The sequence below is a fragment of the Variovorax sp. NFACC27 genome, from assembly GCF_048301545.1.
In the GTDB taxonomy this organism is placed as follows: domain Bacteria; phylum Pseudomonadota; class Gammaproteobacteria; order Burkholderiales; family Burkholderiaceae_C; genus Variovorax; species Variovorax gossypii.
On sequence record NZ_CP157613.1, the window covers coordinates 5,359,866 to 5,376,600 of the forward strand.

Sequence of the window (16,735 nt, forward strand, 5' to 3'; positions counted from 1 at the left end):
CTGCCTGCCTGCCTCAGCCCTTCGCCCGGCAGGACGCGAGGGCGTCCAGGGCAGGCTTGTAGGTCGGCGTGCTCACATCCATCACGCCGAGCACCGTGTGATAGAGGTTGTCGTGCGTGAGCGGCGCGTCGAGTCCCGCCTCCATGCACGAACGCGAGAGCTTGCGGCGCTCGCTCATGCCTTCGCTGAACCAGGTGACCATGGGCACGTGCTTCTGCGCGTCGGGCGCGAAGCTGTACGGCACGCCGTGCAGGAACAGGCCGTATTCGCCCAGCGACTCGCCATGGTCGCTCACGTACAGCAGCGCAGGGTCGTACTGCTTCGACTGGGTCTTCAGCCAGTCGATGGTCTGGCCGAGGAAGCGGTCGGTCTGCGCGATCGAGTTGTCGTACACGTTCATCAGCTCGGCATGGGCGCAGTCGGCCAGCGCATTGGTCTTGCACTCTGGCAGGAAGCGCTTCACGTCGGGCGCCGAGCGCTTGTAGTACGCGGGGCCGTGGCTGCCCATCTGGTGCATCACCAGCACCACGCCCTTGGCGCGGCGCTCGGCCGGTAGCGCGGCGATGCGCTCGTCCAGGCCCTTGAGCATGACGTCGTCGAGGCACTCGTCGCCGTCGCACAACGCCTTCTTGGTGGCGGCGTCGAGGCCGTCGAAGGCGGAGGCGTTCGGGATGCGCTCGCAGACGCCCTTGCAGCCGGCCTGGTTGTCGAGCCAGAACACGGCAAGGCCGGCAGCCTGCAGCACGTCGACCAGGGTTTCGTAATCGTCCTTGCGCGACTCGTAGCCTTCCTTGCCCAGCGGCGAGAACATGCACGGCACCGAAGCCAGGGTGTTGGTACCGCAGGAGCGCACCTCGCGGTAACTCAGCACGCCGCGCCTGGCCAGTTCGGGCGTGGTGTCGCGTGCGTAGCCGTTGAGCGCGAAGTGGTCGGCCCGCGCCGTCTCGCCCACCACCACCACGAAGAGCGGCGGCTTGGCCTGCGAGGCGTAGCTCGCGCCCAGCGTCGTACCGGCGGTGATGGAGATCAGCTTGCCGCTGTGCTTGAACAGCGGCCTGATGAACACGGCTCCCGTCGAGTAGAGGGCGGCGATCGGGTTCATCATGTAGCGCAGGTGGACGTTGTTGCGCATCAGCGGTGCCAGCTCGCGGTTCATGGACACGATGGTGCCCACCGCCACGACCAACGCCAGCAACAGCAGGCCCACGTTGCGCAGCAGCTTGGGCAGGAAGCGCATCGGCATCACGCGCACCCGCCACAGCAGCAGGGCCGCGGGCAGCACGACCACCGCGATGTTGAAGGCCATGCGCCAGCTCATCAGGTCGCGCGCCTCGTTCGGATCGGTCTGCAGCACGTTGGCGATCATGGTGGGGTCCATCACCACGCGGTACTCGAGCATGTAGTGCTGGACCGAGGCCGCCACCATCACCACCAGGAACCACAGCGGCTTCATCCAGCGCGACCAGGCGGTGAACGACAGCATGGCGGCCGAGCCGCACAGCGTGAGCAGGCTCATGGACAGGACGGTGGACATGTAGCTGCTGGGCGCGCCGCCGATGCGAGCCAGCTCGTTCCACAACGGCCAGTTGGTGGTCAGCACCAGATAGAGGCTAAGCCAGAGCACGACCATGGCGGCCGAGCGCGGCCGCTGCAACCAGAGGTCGAGCCGCGTCCACGGAGCGCCGGAAGGCGGCAACTGTGGCGTTTTTGACTCGGAAAAACCCTCCCGCTCCAAAGGTGCAGGCTCAATTCGCGAAACAGACATCGGGCGAATGTAACGAGCCCGCCTGAAGCGAGGCTGAATTGCCCCTTCAGTCTGTGTTCAAACTCGCCCTGCGCAGCCGCAGCCTCGCCGAACGCCGCCGCGCAACCATCGCGCCGGACGCCGCCTGGCCCAGCGGACGGCTGATTCCACGCTCCACCAGGATCGCCACCAGCGCCCCCAGCATGGTGGCCGCCACGATGTCGGACGGGAAATGCAGACCAAGGTATACGCGGCTCCAGGCCACCAGGGCTGCCACCACCAGCGCCGCCAGCATGGGCACGCGCGAAGGCAGGCACCAGAGCGCGAAGGCCGCGGCGAAGGTGCCGGCCGCATGCATGCTCGGGAAACCCGGCCGCACGCCCTGCGGCACCCACTGGATGCCAAGGCCGTAGAACGCGGGCCGGGGGATCGGCGCCAGCGTACGGATAAGGTTCACCACCAGCCATGCGGCCAGAACGCTCAGAAGCACCGTGAAGAGCGCGTAGCGCCAGCGCCGGCTGAACAGCGCGCAGACGCCGATGGACAGGGTCAGCAGGGCCGGCAGCAGGTCGGAGCAGAACTCGGCGAAGCCCAGGCTCCACGGCGGCACCGTGGGCCCCGCGTTGATCATTCCAAAGAGCGCGAAATCAAGACCCTGCATGTGCGGGCACCGCCGGCCTCGATGAGTGGGAGCCGAAGCGCGAGACGGCCACCTCGATGGCGAAGCCCACCGTCCAGCAGACCCAGGCGGTCCACAGGGTGTGGCTCATGTAGTGCGCGCCGCGCAGCTGCTGCGCCACGCCGAGCACCAGCCCGGCCGCCACGGCCGTCCACAGCCAGATTGCCGCGGCGCGGGACGATACCCGCCGCAGGACGAAGTACCCGCCCACGTAGGCAAAAGCCGCGGAAGCATGGCCGGCCGGGAAGCAGCCGCCCGGACCGCCGTCGCCGATGCCCCACGACCAGTGGGATACGTAGCGCGCCACGCCGCCGAACTCCTGCAGGTCCCAGGGGCAGCTGGTGTGGCTCGCGTGCTTGAGGATGCTGACCGCGATCACCGAGCCCAGCACGGTCAGGGCCAGCTGCACGCGGGCGCCCGTGTCGAGCCGGCGCAGCAGGCCGAAGGGCCAGCGGATCGCGGCGAAGAGCAGGATCACCAGCGCCCAGCTGAGGTTTCGCGCGCCCTCATGCATGACGTGGACCATGAAAGGGTTGTCCCGCAGGGGAAAGCCGAGATGGGAGCCCGCCATGCGCGCCAGCAGCAGGTCGGCGCCTGTCGCGTCCCACGCCATCAATGCAATCAGTGCAGCGAGGGTGAAGACCCCCAGACGGAGATTGGGAAAGCGTGTCATGAACGAAGGCAGGACTGGAAACCAGCCGCGAGCCTACGTTTGCGGAATGAACCGAGCCTGAAGCAAGATGAACCGAACCTGACTGAAAAGCCCGGTGCAACTCGGTGGCGCTAGACTTCGATTTTTCCTGGAAGGACATGGCGTGCGCATATTGCTGGTCGAAGATGACACTGCATTGGCAGATGCCGTCTGCAGCTACCTTCTGGCCAAGGCCTTCGTGGTCGACGTGGCCCCGAGCCTCGCCGACGCGCGCGGCGCCCTGCTCTCGGTGCAGTACGCGGCAGTACTGCTCGACCTGCACCTGGGCGACGGCGACGGCCTCTCGCTGCTGCCGCAGGTTCGCGCCCTGCCCGAGCGCCCCATCGTCATCGTGCTGACCGCGCGCGACCAGGTCACCGACCGCATCCGCGGCCTGGACGCCGGCGCCGACGACTACCTCATCAAGCCCTACGACCCGGCCGAACTGCTGGCGCGCCTGCGCGCCGTCGAGCGCCGTCGCAGCGCGAGCAGTTCGCCGGTGCTGCAGCTCGGCACGCTCGAGATCGACCTGGCGCACGACATGGTGCGCAGGAACGGCTTGCCGATCACCCTCACGCAGAAGGAATGGGCGCTGCTGCGCGTGATGGCCACCCGGCCCGAGCGCATCCACACGCGCGAGAACCTCGCCGACGCGCTGTACGGCTTCGGCGACGAGGCCGACAGCAACACGCTCGAGGTCTTCATCAGCCGCCTGCGGCGCAAGCTCGGCCGCAGCCACATCCAGACGCTGCGCGGCCTCGGCTACCGGCTGTCGTTCTCCACGGACGACGACGAATGAGGCCCGCCCGTTGAACGCCAGCAGCTTCGCGGCCGGCCGCGATTCGCTCGCCGGACGCCTGACCCGCACGCTAATCGTGTGGGTCGGCGGCGTGTGGCTGCTGTGCGTGTTCGCCGTGGTCTGGTACGTGGACCGCGAGATCAACCACAACTTCGACAACGAACTGGTGGAGGTCTCGCACCGCATGTTCGCGATGGCCGTGCAGGAGCTCGAGAAGCTGCAGCACCCGGGCGAGGAGCCGCCGCGCCAGCCGCTGATCGCGCCCAAGCAGCTCTTCTCGGAAGACGCCGTCATCTACCAGATCGTCGACCTGCACGAGCACGTGCTGCTGCGCTCCGCCGAAGCGCCGCCCGACACCTTCGACGTGCCACTGGCCGCCGGTTTCGCGAACAACCCGACCTGGCGCATCTACACCGTGCGCCACCCGACGCTGGGCCTGTTCTTCCAGGTGGCCGACCCGCTCGACGAGCGCCGGCGCGCGCTCAACCGCACGCTCTTCGGCCTGATCATTCCGCTCGGCGCGGTGCTGCCGCTGCTCGCGCTGGTACTGCGCAACGTGGCGCGTACCGAACTGCGGGTGCTGCAGCAGCTGGCTGGCGAGATCGAGAAGCGCAGCGGCGCGGACCTCAGCCCTATCACCCTGCCGGGGCTGCCGAAGGAGCTGCGCATCGTCGGCGACCACGTCAACCGGCTGCTCGACCGGCTGTCCCATTCGCTCGACGTGGAGCGCGCCCTGGCGGCCAATGCCGCGCACGAGCTTCGCACGCCGCTCGCCGCCGTCCGGCTGCGGCTGCAGACCGCGCTCGAGCACGACCTGCGGCGCAACGACGTGCAGGCCGCGCTGGACGCGCTGCGCACCCTGAGCCACCGCACCGAGAAGCTGCTGCAGCTGTCGCGCGCGGAATCGGGCGCCTCGCTCACGCGGATGCAGGTCGACCTGGTGCAGCTCGCCGGCACCGTGGCGCAGGACTTCTGGCAAGACCCGCAGAACATCGAGCGCCTTGCGCTCAAGGTGCCCGACAGCAATGCACCGCTGGCGCTGGGCGACGTCGATGCGCTTGCGATCGCGCTGCGCAACCTGGTGGAGAACGCCCTTCGCTACGGCGGCGGTCGCGTCGTCATCGAGGTGATGGAACCCTGCACGCTGGCCGTGCGCGACTCCGGCGCCGGCGTCCCCCCCGAGCAGCTCACCACGCTGCGCGAACGCCACGTGCGCCACAGCTCCGACCGCGCCGGCTACGGCCTGGGCATCTCGATCGTGGGCACCATCGTCGAGAAGCACGGCGCGAAGCTCGAGCTGTCGTCGCCGCCGGCGGGTGCGGCGCAGGGCTTCGAGGCGCGCATCGTGCTGCAGCGGGCCTGAACGAGCCGCGCCGGCAGCGTCAGCGGCCGGCGGTTTCCCTCTTCGGCACAAAGCCGTAGGAATTGTCGAAACCGAACTGCCCGGCTGCGTACATCGCCGCCATCTTCTTCACCAGGTGCTGCTGCACCGGCTTCGGCAGCGCGAAGTAGCCATCGTTGGCGACGGTCTTGCGGTCGCCGTCCAGATGGCCGGTGATGGCATGTATCGTCGCCTTCCTGCCCTGGTGGAACACGATGATCTTGATGCGCCCCACGAAGTCGTCGTTGTCGATGCGATCGGCACCGTCGGGGTCGAAGAAGCGGTAGACGAGAACCGGGTCGACCAGCCCGTCACCGTCGATGTCCGAAAGCTCGATGAGCTTCGATCGGAAATTGACACCGGCCTCGTCCTTGCCGGCGAAATCGCGGATCGACCACTCCCGCGTCAGCGAGGCCTTGTCTCCGCCCACCTTGTAGAGCGAGGCCTGTATGGCCGAGGAGAGCTGCTCCCCGGGAAATGGCCGGTCCTGCTTCTCGCCGAGCAGCAGGACGTGGCTGCCCGACTTGTCGGTATAGCAATAGCGCTTGAACACGGGGAGCTCGAACCCGGCCTGGCCGAGCGCCGCCGCGCGCAGGTAGGGCTCGTCGGCGGTGCACTCGTTCTTGCCGGGCCTGGCCTGGGCGTGGACACCGGTGCAGAACAGCGCCAGGAGCGCGAGCGCCACGAACTTCCGCTTCACCGGTGCCTGCAGCCCGCTCACTCGCCCGCTCACTCGCTCACCAGCGCGCGCAACCAGTCCGGCAAGGTCAGCGCCTTCTGCTTCGGAAAGTCGACCCAGATCGTTGTCGCGCCGCCCGCCGCGCAGATCACGTCGGGCTCCGCCTCGCGGGCCATGGTGGCCCAGCTCTCGAAGGTGGTGCGGCCCGGGTCGCTCACGTACATCTTGAGCAGCACGTTGCCCGGGTACTCGATCTGCCGGTAGAAGTTGCAGAAGGCGTTGACGATCACCATGCCCTCGCCGTTCGGCTGCGGCTCGAAGCCGATGGAGTGCATCCAGTCGATGCGCGCGGTTTCGAGGTAGCGGAAGTAGGTGCCGTTGTTCAGGTGGCCCATGGCGTCCATGTCGCCCCAGCGGATGGGAATGGACGTCTCGTACACCAGCTTCTTCTTTTCGGGGATTTCGATTCTCATCGGTGCGCCTTGATGGATGCGAGGATGCCCAGCACGAACAGCGCCGCCGCGGCCCACTCGGTGGCCTGCGGCCAGCGGCCGTCCCAGACGAAGGAATAGAAGAGCGCGAACAGCGTCTCGCTGACGATCAGCTGCCCGCAGAGGCTGGCCGACAGCCGCTGGCTCGCGATGTTCCAGAGAATGGTCGCGAGCCACGAGGAGCCGAAGCCGCTGGCCAGCGCGATCCAGACGAAGAGCATGCCGTCGGGCTGCGCCTTCAGAGCGGCCACGTCGCTGCCCGCGACGGCCCACAGCAGCAAGGCGCCGAGGCCGGTCGCAACGCCGAGCCAGTTGGCCCAGTCGGTCGCGTTGAGTCCCGGATGGCGCTGCAGCCAGGCGGCGTTGAGCAGTCCGTACACCGTCCAGCTCACCATCGAGGCCACCGCCAGCGCGATGCCCCAGCCGAAGCGGGCTCCGGTCTCGCCTCCGGCGCCGTGCTGCGCCGACCATGCGCCGTAGATCATCAGCGCGATGCCCGCGCCCGTGAGCAGCAGCCCCGGCAACAGAGCGCTCATGCGCAGGCCCGCCGGGCGGCCCAGCAGCATCATCCAGACGGGGATCGTGCCGATGATGAGGCTGGGCACCTCCGTGCCCGCTGCCTGGATGCCGAAGGCCAGCAGCAGGTAGTAGCCGGTGAAGCCCAGCACGCTGAGCCCCAGCGCCGCGAGCGCCTGCCGCCCGTCAGGCCAGCGCACGGCGGCCGGCCGCCCGAACACCGCCAGCGCCGAGACGGCGCCGAACACGGCGAAGCGCGCGGCAGTGATGTCCACCATGCCGAAGTGGCCCACCATGCGCGGCGCCACGAAGGTCAGACCCCAGAGCGCACCCGCGGCCAAACCGGCCGCGATGCCGACCCACGCCCGCGGGCTCAGAGCGCGAACCCGTCGTCGGCCGCGATGACGGCGCCGTTCACGAAGTGGCTCTGGCCGCTGGCCAGCAGCACGATCAGCCCGTCGAGGTCTTCCGGCTTGCCCACGCGCTTGCGCGGCAGCATGTTGACCAGCTTTGCGCCGCCCTCGGTGCTCCAGTGCTCCTCGTTGAGCTCGGTCGTGATGTAGCCCGGGCACAGCGCGTTCACGTTGATGCCGAAGCGGCCCCACTCCAGCGCCATGGCCTTCGTCATCTGCACCACCGCGATCTTGCTCATGCAGTAGGTGCCGATCTGCGGCATGACCTTGAGCGCCGCGGCCGAGGCGATGTTGATGATGCGCCCGCCGATGTAGGTGCCCGGCGCCGTGCCCCTGGCGCGCGCCAGCATGCGCTTGCCGACCTCCTGCGCCACGAAGAAGGAGCCCTTCACGTTGGTGTCGAAGATGTAGTCGTAGTCGTCGGGCGTCACGTCCTGCAGGCGCTGGGTGGTGCTCACGCCCGAGTTGTTGACCAGGATGTCGATGGGCCCTACCTCGGTCTCGGCGCGTGCCACTGCAGCCTTGATGCTGTCGACATCGGTCACGTCGAGCTCGACCACATGGGCGTCGTGGCCCTCGCCTTCGATGCGCGCGCGCAGTTCCTTGAGCTTCTCGACGCGACGGCTCGCGAGCACCACGGCCGCGCCAGCGTTTTCGCGAACTGGGCGCCGAGCCCGCTGGAGGCGCCGGTGACGAAGGCCACGCGGCCGGAGAGATCGATGCTGTAAGCCATGGACTGGATCCTGTGGAGTCGCGCAGGTGACGCGGGAAACCCCGCCCGCGAGCGGTAGGGAGCATGCCTGGACGCGACAGGGAGCATGCCCGGACGCCGCATAAAATGCCCCGCAATCCCGGGAAGCCCCCGCGCCCCGAAAAATCATTATCGATCCAACCCACATGACGCACGACGAAATCCTCGCCCAGTTCGGCCCTCGCGAAGCCATGGAATACGACGTGGTCGTGGTCGGCGGCGGCCCCGCCGGCCTGTCGACCGCGATCCGGCTCAAGCAGCTCGCCGCGCAGCACGAGAAGGAGATTTCGGTCGTGGTGCTCGAGAAGGGCTCGGAGCCCGGCGCGCACATCCTCTCGGGCGCCATCATGGATCCGCGCGCGCTCAACGAGCTGCTGCCCGACTGGAAGGAACTCGGCGCCCCGCTCAACCAGCCGGTCACCGACGACGCGATGGTCTTCCTGGGCGAGAAGTCGGGCCTGCGCACCCCCAACCTCTTCCTGCCGGCCTGCTTCCAGAACCACGGCAACTACATCATCAGCCTGGGCGCCTTCACCAAGTGGCTGGCGCAGCAGGCAGAGAACCTGGGCGTGGAAATCTTCCCGGGCTTCCCGGCCGCCGAGGTGCTCTACAACGAAGACGGCTCGGTGCGCGGCGTGGCCACCGGCAACATGGGCGTCGGCAAGGACGGCGAGCCCACCGAGAACTTCCAGCTCGGCATGGAGCTGCTGGGCAAGTACACCGTGTTCGCCGAAGGCGCGCGCGGCCACCTGGGCCGCCAGCTCATCGCGAAGTACAAGCTCGACGCCGGCAAGGACCCGCAGACCTACGGCCTCGGCGTGAAGGAAGTCTGGGAAATCGACCCCAAGCGCCACCAGCCCGGCTTCGTGCTGCACACCGCCGGCTGGCCGATGAAGAGCGACACCTATGGCGGAGCCTTCCTCTATCACATGGAGGACAACAAGGTCACCATGGGCTTCATCACGGGCCTGGACTACAGCAACCCCTACCTGAGCCCCTTCGAGGAAATGCAGCGCTGGAAGCTGCATCCCAACATCCGCTGGTACCTGGAAGGCGACGAGTCCAAGGGAATCAAGCCCGCCAAGCGCATCGGCTACGGCGCGCGCGCCATCACGGCCGGCGGCCTGATGTCGCTGCCCAAGACGGTGTTCCCGGGCGGCGCGCTGGTCGGCTGCGAGGCCGGCTACCTCAACGTGAGCCGCATCAAGGGCAGCCATGCCGCCATCAAGACCGGCATGCTGTGCGCCGAGGCCGCCTTCGACGCGGTCGTGGCAGGCCGCCAGCACGACGAGCTCACGGCCTACCCGGCCGCCTTCGAGAAGAGCTGGCTGCACACCGAGCTGAACAAGGCCCGCAACTTCAAGGCCTGGTTCAAGAAGGGCCTGGGCATCGCGACCTTCATGAACGGCGTCGAGCAGTGGCTGCTCAAGGGCCACATTCCATGGACGCTGCGCCGCACCAAGGCCGACCACCTGTACCTGAAGCCCGCTGCGGAGTGCAAGCCCATCGTCTACCCCAAGCCCGACGGCAAGCTCACCTTCGACCGCCTCTCCAGCGTGTTCATCAGCAACACCAACCATGAAGAGCAGCAGCCGGCCCACCTGACGCTCAAGGACGCGACGGTGCCGGTGAACGTCAACCTCACGAAGTTCGCAGGCCCCGAGAGCCGCTACTGCCCCGCCGGCGTATACGAGTTCGTAGGCACCGAGGACGGCAAGCAGCGCCTGCAGATCAACGCGCAGAACTGCGTGCACTGCAAGACCTGCGACATCAAGGACCCGACGCAGAACATCGTGTGGGTCACGCCCGAAGGCGGCGGCGGGCCGAACTACGTGGGGATGTAAGGCGCCGCGCCTGCATGGAAACGGAAAGCCCTCTTCGGAGGGCTTTTTTCTTTTCGCGCCGATGCGTCCGTTTCGAAACCGGTGGCGTAAGTGGGTTCAGGACGGCGATGCAAGTCCGAGTCGCCGTCCGCCAACCCATTCAACTTCTCGAAGAGGATCTTCCGCCATGACCACCCTGCTCCACCGCATCGCCATCGCCGCCGCCGTGGCTCTCGCAGCCGGCCACGCGCTCGCCGCCGACCCGGCGCCCGCCCCCGCGCCGGTCACCGAGGCCGCGCCCGCCAACAAGCTGGCCGCCGCACGCGCCCTGATCGCCGAAAGCAAGTGGACCGCGGCCATCAGCGAGCTCGAGCGCGTCAACGACACCGGCAACGCCGACTGGAACAACCTGATGGGCTACACCCTGCGCAAGTCCGGCGCGGGCAAGTGGAGCGCCTCGGAGAAGTACTACGACGCGGCGTTGAAGATCGATCCGAAGCACGTCGGCGCACTCGAATACTCGGGCGAGCTGTACATCTCGATGGGCGACCTGCCCAAGGCCGAACAACGCCTGGCCGCGCTGGGACAGGCTTGCAACATGGCCTGCCCCGAATACAAGGATCTGAAGGCTTCGGTCGAGAGCTTCAAGGCCAGTGGCGGCAAGAAGAGCTGAGCATGAAGCGGAAGCGGGCCGGCCGGCCCGCTTCATGGGGCAACCGGAGACTACCTGGCAACCAGGAAGACGTAGTCCGCGCTGTAGTCCTGCCTGATGCGCTTGCCGGCGTCGGCCTGCACCTCGCACCCCTTCGCCGGCGCATTGCCGCCGACGGTGTTGATGCGCTGAACGCCGGTGACCTCGGCCAGCCTGCCGGGACCACCCGCGGACCTGGCGGACAGCAGCAGCCAGGGGATGTCGGCTTCGCGTTGCCCGTTGGCACGGGCCTTCACGGTGCCGATCGTCTTGCTGCCGTCGAGCGCGGTCCAGTGGGGGCCGGCGCCGTGCGTGCCGGCCTTCGCTCCGCCGGGGCCGAAGAGCTCCGCTTCAGGCGCGACGAACTGCCAGGCCAGCGCGCCCTTGTCGCCCGCCCGGCATTCGTAGATCTGCACGCCCGTCGCGTGCCAGGTGAAGGCGGCGCGCTCGCCGGCGGATGCCTTGATGGCGGCCGGCAGCTCGACCGCCGGCGTTGCGCAGGCAGCAAGCAATGCGGTGCCCAGCAGGGCAGCCGCCGAGGGAAGGATTCGCGTGGAGATCGATGTCATGGTGTTTTCCGGTTCTGGAAGAAAAGATGGAAAGAGAAGCGAACGGATGCGGGCCGGAGCTCCCGGCCCTTCCCCAGAAACGACACCCGCGCGAAAACGGATGCAATACTCGAGCGCATGAATAGAAATATTCTGATGAGCCTGCAGGAGCTGATCGCCGGCGCGGCCCGTGGCGACCATGCCTGCTTTGCCCAGGTCTACGAACGCACGCACATGCATCTGTTCGGCGTCGCGATTCGTATGTTGGGCAACGAACAGGCGGCCGAGGACGTGCTGCAAGAGGCCTATGTGAGCATCTGGAAGAACGCGGGCGGCTATCGCTCCAGCGTCGAGGGGCAGGAGATCCAGCCGATCACCTGGCTGATCGCGATCGTGCGCAACAAGGCGCTGGATGCGCTGCGCGCCCGCACGCGGCGCCATGCCCACGAGCAGCCGCAGGCCGTAGATGCGGATGCGGACGACGAAGCCGACACCACGGCCGACCCCGCCCCCGGCGCCGCGCAGCTCTTCGACCAGGCCATGCACGCGCTGCGCATCGAAGGCTGCATGTCGGCGCTCGACGGCAGCTTCCGCCAGAGCCTCGCGCTGGCCTACTACCAGGGCATGTCGCACACCGAGGTCGCAGCGCAACTGAATGCGCCGCTCGGCACAGTCAAGGCATGGATACGGCGCGGCCTCGACAAGCTGCGCGCCTGCCTCGACGCGCAGGGGGTGGCGCCATGAGATACACCGACCCTCGCCTGCTCGACGCGCTGGCTTCGTCCTATGCGCTGGGCACGCTGGCTGGCGGCGCGCGCCGGCGCTTCGAGCGGCTGATGCGCGACCGCGCCGACGTGCGCGACGTGGTGGCGCACTGGGAGCAGCGGCTCGGGCAGCTGGCCCTGTCGGTGCCGCAGCGCAAGCCTTCGCCCGACCTGTGGCGCGCGATCGCGGCGCGCACTCAGCCCGTCGGCACATCGGAACGAGCCCCGGCGAAGGCACGCGCCTCGCGCTGGACCGGCTGGCTGCGGCCCGCGGGCTTCGGCGTCGGCGGACTGGCCGCGGGCGTGATCGCCGCGAGCGCCCTGTTCCTCGCGGTGCCCGGCATCTTCATCACGAGCGACCAGCTCGCGATGCGCTCCGGCGAGCGCCTGCCGCAGAGCTATGTGGGCGTGCTCACCGACACCGAGGGCCGGGGCCGGCTGCTGGTGAGTTCGCTGCGCTACGGCCGCACGGTCACGCTGAAGGTGCTGGGCGGGGCGGAGCTGCCCGTCTCAGGCGAGGAGCGGCTCGTGCTGTGGGCCTTGCCCGCCGACGCGGCGCCGTTCGCCATCGGCGCGGTACCGGCGAGCGGCGCCGGCACGCTGGCGCTGCCAGACACATCCGAGAAGCTGCTGTCGAAGGTCTCGCGCCTGGTCGTGACGCGCGAACGCAATGCATCGCCCGCCGCGCCCAGCGCCGACGTGGTGCTGAGCGGGGCCTGCGCCAAGCTCTGGTGAGCTTCGTCTCGTGAGCCGATCCGGCGAGCCTCGCTTATTCTTGCGGCTCACAGGAGACAAGACCCATGCAGATCGTCATCACCGGCGGCGCCGGTTTTCTGGGTGCGCGACTCGCGCGCACGCTGCTGAAGCAAGGCAGCCTTTCCCTGGCTGGCGAGCCGGCCCGTTCCATCGAACGCATCACGCTGGTCGACCGCGCGGCCCCGCCGGCGGACCTCTCGGCCGACGCGCGCATCGCAGCCATCACCGGCGACCTCAACGCGCAGCTCGCGGCTGAAGCGGATGCCGCGCCCTGGCGCGAAGCCGACGCCATCTTCCACCTGGCCGCGGCGGTGAGCGGCGAATGCGAGGCCGACTTCGACCTCGGCATGCGCAGCAACTTCGCCGCCACGCACGCGCTGCTCGAACGGGTGCGCGCGCTCGGAACCAGGCCGGTGCTGGTATTCGCCAGCTCGCTCGCGGTGTTCGGCGACTCGCCAGAGCAGCCGCTGCCGAAGGTGATCGAGGACCACACGCTGCCCACGCCGCAGACCAGCTACGGCATCCAGAAATTCATTGGTGAACAACTGGTAGCCGATTTCACGCGCAAGGGCTTCGTGCGCGGACGCAGCGTGCGGCTCATGACGGTGAGCGTGCGCCCGGGCAAGCCCAACGGCGCGGCCTCGGGCTTCTTCAGCGGAATGATCCGCGAGCCGCTGGCGGGGCTGCGCGCGGCCTGCCCGGTGCCGGACGAGACGCCTGTCGCCATTGCGTCACCGGCGCGCACCATCGAGGGCATCATCCGCGCCGCCGAAGCGAGCGACGCGCAATGGGGCCCGCGCACCGCGCTCAACCTGCCCTCGCTGGCCACCACGGTCGGCGAGATGGCCGCGGCGCTGGAGCGCGTGGCCGGCAAGGCGGCCACCGCCCTGCTCGACCGCACGCCCGACCCGGTGATCATGCGTATCGTGAAGACCTGGCCCGGCCGCATCGAGACCGCGCGCGCGAAGGCGCTGGGTCTCTCGGCGGACGAGAGCTTCGAGGCGGTCATCCGCGAGTACGTCCGTGAAAATCCCGACGCGGTGAAGCTCTCCGGTGTTGCATAGTCGCGTGCGCCTGACGCGCACCTGACTTCAACCCCCGGAGACATCATGAAACTCGGCCACATCGCCGCCGCCTGCCTTTCGCTCGCCCTGGGCACTTCCGCCTTCGCCCAGGCCCCAACCGTTCTCAAGATCGGCTACGCGACCTCCAAGGAGTCGCACTACGGCGTGGGCTCCACGGTGTTCTGCGAAGAGATCGAGAAGGGCACGCAAGGCCGCTACAAGTGCCAGCACTTCGCCAACTCGGCGCTGGGCGGCGAGCGCGAGCAGATCGAGGCCATCCAGCTCGGCACGCAGGACCTAGTCAACACCTCGACCGGCCCGGTGGGCAACTTCGTGCCCGAGGTGAAGATCGTCGACATCCCCTTCCTGTTCCGCGACTACGACCACGCGCGCAAGGTGATGGACGGCCCGATCGGCCAGGACATCCTGACCAAGTTCCCGAGCAAGGGCATCATCGCGCTGGCCTGGACGGAGAACGGCTTCCGCCACATGACGAACAGCAAGCGCGACATCGTCAAGCCCACCGACGCGGCCGGCCTGAAGATGCGCACAATGGAAAACAAGGTGCACATGGACGGCTACCGCACCTTCGGCATCCTGCCCACGCCCATGGCCTTCCCCGAGCTGTTCGGCGCGCTGCAGCAGGGCACGGTCGACGGACAGGAGAACCCGATTCCGGTGATCCTGGCTTCGAAGTTCTCGCAGGTGCAGAAGCATCTTTCGCTCACGGGCCACGTGTACTCGCCGGCGCTGCTGCTGCTGTCGCCGAAGGTGTGGAACAAGCTGTCGGACGCCGACAAGAAGGTGTTCACCGAAGCCGCGAAGAAGGCCGCCATCGCCCAGCGCAAGAAGGTGAACGACGACGAGAACAACGGCATCGCCCAGCTCGAGAAGGACGGCATGAAGGTCACGCGCACCGTCGACGGCGCGGCCTTCCGCGAGGCGCTGAAGCCGGCGTACGTTAGCTACGCCAAGGAATTCGGCGCGGACAACATCAAGAAGATCACGGACGTCAAGTAAGCCGCGAGCTGGTTACGGCCGGTTTTCCGGCAACGCGCCCGGTACGCACGCGTGCGCCGGGCGCTTCGTTTTTCTTCTTCGACAAAACACAGAGAACAACTCAAAGTGCAAGCCTTCGAGCGCTACTTTCTCGCCGCCAACCGCTGGGCGCTGATTCTTCTGCTGGCCGCCATGTCGGTCATCATCTTCACCAACGTCGTGCTGCGCTACACCACCAACCAGTCGCTCGAATGGGCCGAGGAGGTGTCGCGCCACATGATGATCTGGCTCACCTTCCTGGGCGCCGGGCCGGTGCTGCGCTACGGCGGGCACATCGCGGTCGAGAACCTGCAGGACGCGCTGCCCCGCCCCGCCGCCGTGGCGCTGCGCATCGTGGTGGCCGGGCTGCTCTTCGCCTTCTTCGGCTTCATGGTCTGGTACGGCTGGCTCTACATGCAGCGCACGATGTTCCAGCTCACGGCCGTCACGCAGATTCCCTTCGCCTACATCTACAGCGCGATGCTGTTCGGCGGCGTTCTGCTGGTCGTGCACTGGCTGCTGGTGGTGCGCGGCTACGTGATGAACCGCGAGTTCGCGTCCGACGCGCACTTCGACGCCAACGCGAGCGCGTCGCTGTAAGGAGAACGACCATGGATGCAAGCCTCGTTCTCATCGTTTCCGCCTGCGTGTTCCTGGCCATCGGCGTGCCGGTGGCCTTCGCGCTGGGCCTTTCCACCGTCACCACGCTGATCCTGGCGGAGAACTACCCGCTGATGGTGCTGCTGAAGGAAACCTTCACCGGCATCGACAGCTTCCCGCTGATGGCGGTGCCCTTCTTCATCCTGGCGGCCGAGCTCATGAGCGGCGGCTCGCTCACCGAGGTGCTGCTTCGCTTCGCGGGCCAGTTCGTGGGCCACCGGCGCGGCGGGCTGGGCTACACCAACGTGGTGTCGCTGACCTTCTTCTCGGGCATCTCGGGCTCGGCGCTGGCCGACGCGGCGGGTCCGGGGTCGATGCTCATCAAGATGATGGACAAGGCCGGCTACGACCGCTCCTACGCGGCGGCGCTCACGGCCTCGACCGCGATCGTGGGGCCGATCATTCCGCCCTCGATCATCATGATCATCTACGCGCTGCAGGACGAGACGGTCTCCGTCGGCACGCTGTTCGCCGCGGGCATCCTGCCGGGCATCCTGATCGCGGTGGCGATGTGCCTGGTGAACTTCCACGTCTCGAAGAAGCGCAACTACAAGGGCGACGGCCAGACGCCGCCGCTGCGCGAGATCCTGGTGACGACGTGGAAGGCGATTCCCGCGATCCTGCTGCCGGTGGTCATTCTCGGCGGCATGCGCGCGGGCTGGTTCACGCCCACCGAGGCATCGGTGGTGGCGGTGTTCTACGCGCTGGTGTGCGGCAAGTTCATCTACCGCACGCTCGAATGGAAGGCGCTGCCGGACATTCTTTCGCGCTCCGCCCTGCTGTCGGCCTCGGTGCTGATCATCATCGGGCTGTCGGCCTCGTTCGCGTGGATTCTCACGATCGAGGGCATTCCGCAGCAGATGGCCGAATGGCTGATCGGCATGAACCTCTCGCCGTGGATGTTCCTGATCATCGTCAACGTGTTCCTGCTGCTGTTCGGCATCTTCATCGAGCCGCTGCCGGGCGTGATGGTGCTGGCGCCGATCCTCGCGCCGGTGGCCGTGAAGCTGGGCGTCGATCCGGTGCACTTCGCGATGATCGTGATCTTCAACCTCACGCTGGGCATGATCACGCCGCCGGTGGGCGGGCTGCTGTTCGTGACCTGCAACGTGTCGAAGGTGCCGATGACCGCGCTCGTGAAGGAGCTGGTGCCGTTCCTGTGGGCGCACGGCGCGGTGCTGCTGATCCTGACCTTCGTGCCGGCGCTGAGCACCTGGCTGCCGCACACGCTCGGGTTCAAGTAGCGA

17 protein-coding genes and 1 pseudogene are annotated in these 16,735 nt (G+C 67.8%); 10 read left to right on the plus strand and 8 right to left on the minus strand.

The annotated features are described in order from the left end of the window. Nucleotides 1–13 precede the first annotated feature (13 nt). The 3 genes from ABL840_RS25080 to ABL840_RS25090 are packed head-to-tail and all read right to left on the minus strand — an operon-like array spanning nucleotide 14 to nucleotide 3,096. Entirely contained in the window at nucleotides 14–1,765 is a 1,752-nt protein-coding gene (locus tag ABL840_RS25080) for a phosphoethanolamine--lipid A transferase (RefSeq protein ID WP_093306642.1), read from the minus strand. A gap of 46 nt (nucleotides 1,766–1,811) precedes the next feature. Further along, on the minus strand, nucleotides 1,812–2,405 hold the full coding sequence (locus tag ABL840_RS25085) for a phosphatase PAP2 family protein (protein ID WP_093201017.1): 594 nt from the start codon (nucleotides 2,403–2,405) through the stop codon (nucleotides 1,812–1,814). Then, entirely contained in the window at nucleotides 2,392–3,096 is a 705-nt protein-coding gene (locus ABL840_RS25090; protein ID WP_093306644.1) for a phosphatase PAP2 family protein, read from the minus strand. Before ABL840_RS25090 ends, ABL840_RS25085 begins: the two co-directional genes overlap by 14 nt. Nucleotides 3,097–3,238: 142 nt before the next feature. On the opposite strand from ABL840_RS25090, the gene ABL840_RS25095 reads away from it, so the two are divergent. After that, nucleotides 3,239–3,913 (plus strand): response regulator transcription factor, encoded by a 675-nt coding sequence (locus tag ABL840_RS25095; protein ID WP_093201022.1) that lies wholly within the window; start codon nucleotides 3,239–3,241, stop codon nucleotides 3,911–3,913. Between the two features lie 10 nt (nucleotides 3,914–3,923). Beyond that, nucleotides 3,924–5,276 carry a sensor histidine kinase gene (locus ABL840_RS25100; protein ID WP_093306645.1) on the plus strand — a complete coding sequence of 451 codons (1,353 nt, stop codon included), beginning with the start codon at nucleotides 3,924–3,926 and terminating at the stop codon, nucleotides 5,274–5,276. A gap of 19 nt (nucleotides 5,277–5,295) precedes the next feature. Here ABL840_RS25100 and ABL840_RS25105 read toward each other — a convergent pair whose 3' ends face one another. The 4 genes and pseudogenes from ABL840_RS25105 to ABL840_RS25120 all read right to left on the minus strand — a co-directional run bounded on the left by ABL840_RS25105 (nucleotide 5,296) and on the right by ABL840_RS25120 (nucleotide 8,126). Next, nucleotides 5,296–5,994: a M949_RS01915 family surface polysaccharide biosynthesis protein gene (locus tag ABL840_RS25105; protein WP_093306647.1), complete on the minus strand. Its 699-nt coding sequence runs from the start codon at nucleotides 5,992–5,994 to the stop codon at nucleotides 5,296–5,298. 29 nt (nucleotides 5,995–6,023) lie between these two features. Further along, nucleotides 6,024–6,446 carry an acyl-CoA thioesterase gene (locus ABL840_RS25110; protein WP_093201030.1) on the minus strand — a complete coding sequence of 141 codons (423 nt, stop codon included), beginning with the start codon at nucleotides 6,444–6,446 and terminating at the stop codon, nucleotides 6,024–6,026. Next, nucleotides 6,443–7,321, minus strand: a complete 879-nt coding sequence (locus tag ABL840_RS25115) for a DMT family transporter (RefSeq protein WP_093306648.1) — start codon at nucleotides 7,319–7,321, stop codon at nucleotides 6,443–6,445. Before ABL840_RS25115 ends, ABL840_RS25110 begins: the two co-directional genes overlap by 4 nt. 32 nt (nucleotides 7,322–7,353) lie before the next feature. Next, a pseudogene (locus ABL840_RS25120) lies at nucleotides 7,354–8,126 on the minus strand (SDR family oxidoreductase). 164 nt (nucleotides 8,127–8,290) lie between these two features. Between ABL840_RS25120 and ABL840_RS25125 the strand changes: the two are divergent. Further along, on the plus strand, nucleotides 8,291–9,988 hold the full coding sequence (locus tag ABL840_RS25125) for an electron transfer flavoprotein-ubiquinone oxidoreductase (RefSeq protein WP_093201038.1): 1,698 nt from the start codon (nucleotides 8,291–8,293) through the stop codon (nucleotides 9,986–9,988). Nucleotides 9,989–10,154: 166 nt separating this feature from the next. Beyond that, nucleotides 10,155–10,640 (plus strand): tetratricopeptide repeat protein, encoded by a 486-nt coding sequence (locus ABL840_RS25130; protein ID WP_093306649.1) that lies wholly within the window; start codon nucleotides 10,155–10,157, stop codon nucleotides 10,638–10,640. A gap of 50 nt (nucleotides 10,641–10,690) precedes the next feature. Here the strand turns inward: ABL840_RS25130 and ABL840_RS25135 are convergent, their stop codons facing one another. Further along, the gene (locus ABL840_RS25135) at nucleotides 10,691–11,227 is read right to left on the minus strand and encodes a DUF3455 domain-containing protein (protein WP_093306651.1); all 537 of its coding nucleotides are present in this window, start codon (nucleotides 11,225–11,227) and stop codon (nucleotides 10,691–10,693) included. 117 nt (nucleotides 11,228–11,344) lie between these two features. On the opposite strand from ABL840_RS25135, the gene ABL840_RS25140 reads away from it, so the two are divergent. The 6 genes from ABL840_RS25140 to ABL840_RS25165 all read left to right on the plus strand — a co-directional run bounded on the left by ABL840_RS25140 (nucleotide 11,345) and on the right by ABL840_RS25165 (nucleotide 16,732). After that, the gene (locus ABL840_RS25140) at nucleotides 11,345–11,950 is read left to right on the plus strand and encodes an RNA polymerase sigma factor (RefSeq protein ID WP_093306652.1); all 606 of its coding nucleotides are present in this window, start codon (nucleotides 11,345–11,347) and stop codon (nucleotides 11,948–11,950) included. After that, on the plus strand, nucleotides 11,947–12,705 hold the full coding sequence (locus ABL840_RS25145; protein ID WP_093306653.1) for an anti-sigma factor: 759 nt from the start codon (nucleotides 11,947–11,949) through the stop codon (nucleotides 12,703–12,705). Before ABL840_RS25140 ends, ABL840_RS25145 begins: the two co-directional genes overlap by 4 nt. A gap of 65 nt (nucleotides 12,706–12,770) precedes the next feature. Beyond that, nucleotides 12,771–13,790: a D-erythronate dehydrogenase gene (gene denD, locus ABL840_RS25150; protein ID WP_093306655.1), complete on the plus strand. Its 1,020-nt coding sequence runs from the start codon at nucleotides 12,771–12,773 to the stop codon at nucleotides 13,788–13,790. Between the two features lie 45 nt (nucleotides 13,791–13,835). Continuing rightward, nucleotides 13,836–14,810, plus strand: coding sequence for a TRAP transporter substrate-binding protein (locus ABL840_RS25155; RefSeq protein WP_093201054.1), 975 nt, complete (start codon nucleotides 13,836–13,838; stop codon nucleotides 14,808–14,810). A gap of 105 nt (nucleotides 14,811–14,915) precedes the next feature. After that, the gene (locus ABL840_RS25160; protein WP_093306657.1) at nucleotides 14,916–15,428 is read left to right on the plus strand and encodes a TRAP transporter small permease; all 513 of its coding nucleotides are present in this window, start codon (nucleotides 14,916–14,918) and stop codon (nucleotides 15,426–15,428) included. A gap of 11 nt (nucleotides 15,429–15,439) precedes the next feature. Beyond that, nucleotides 15,440–16,732, plus strand: coding sequence for a TRAP transporter large permease (locus ABL840_RS25165; RefSeq protein ID WP_093306659.1), 1,293 nt, complete (start codon nucleotides 15,440–15,442; stop codon nucleotides 16,730–16,732). Nucleotides 16,733–16,735 lie beyond the last annotated feature (3 nt).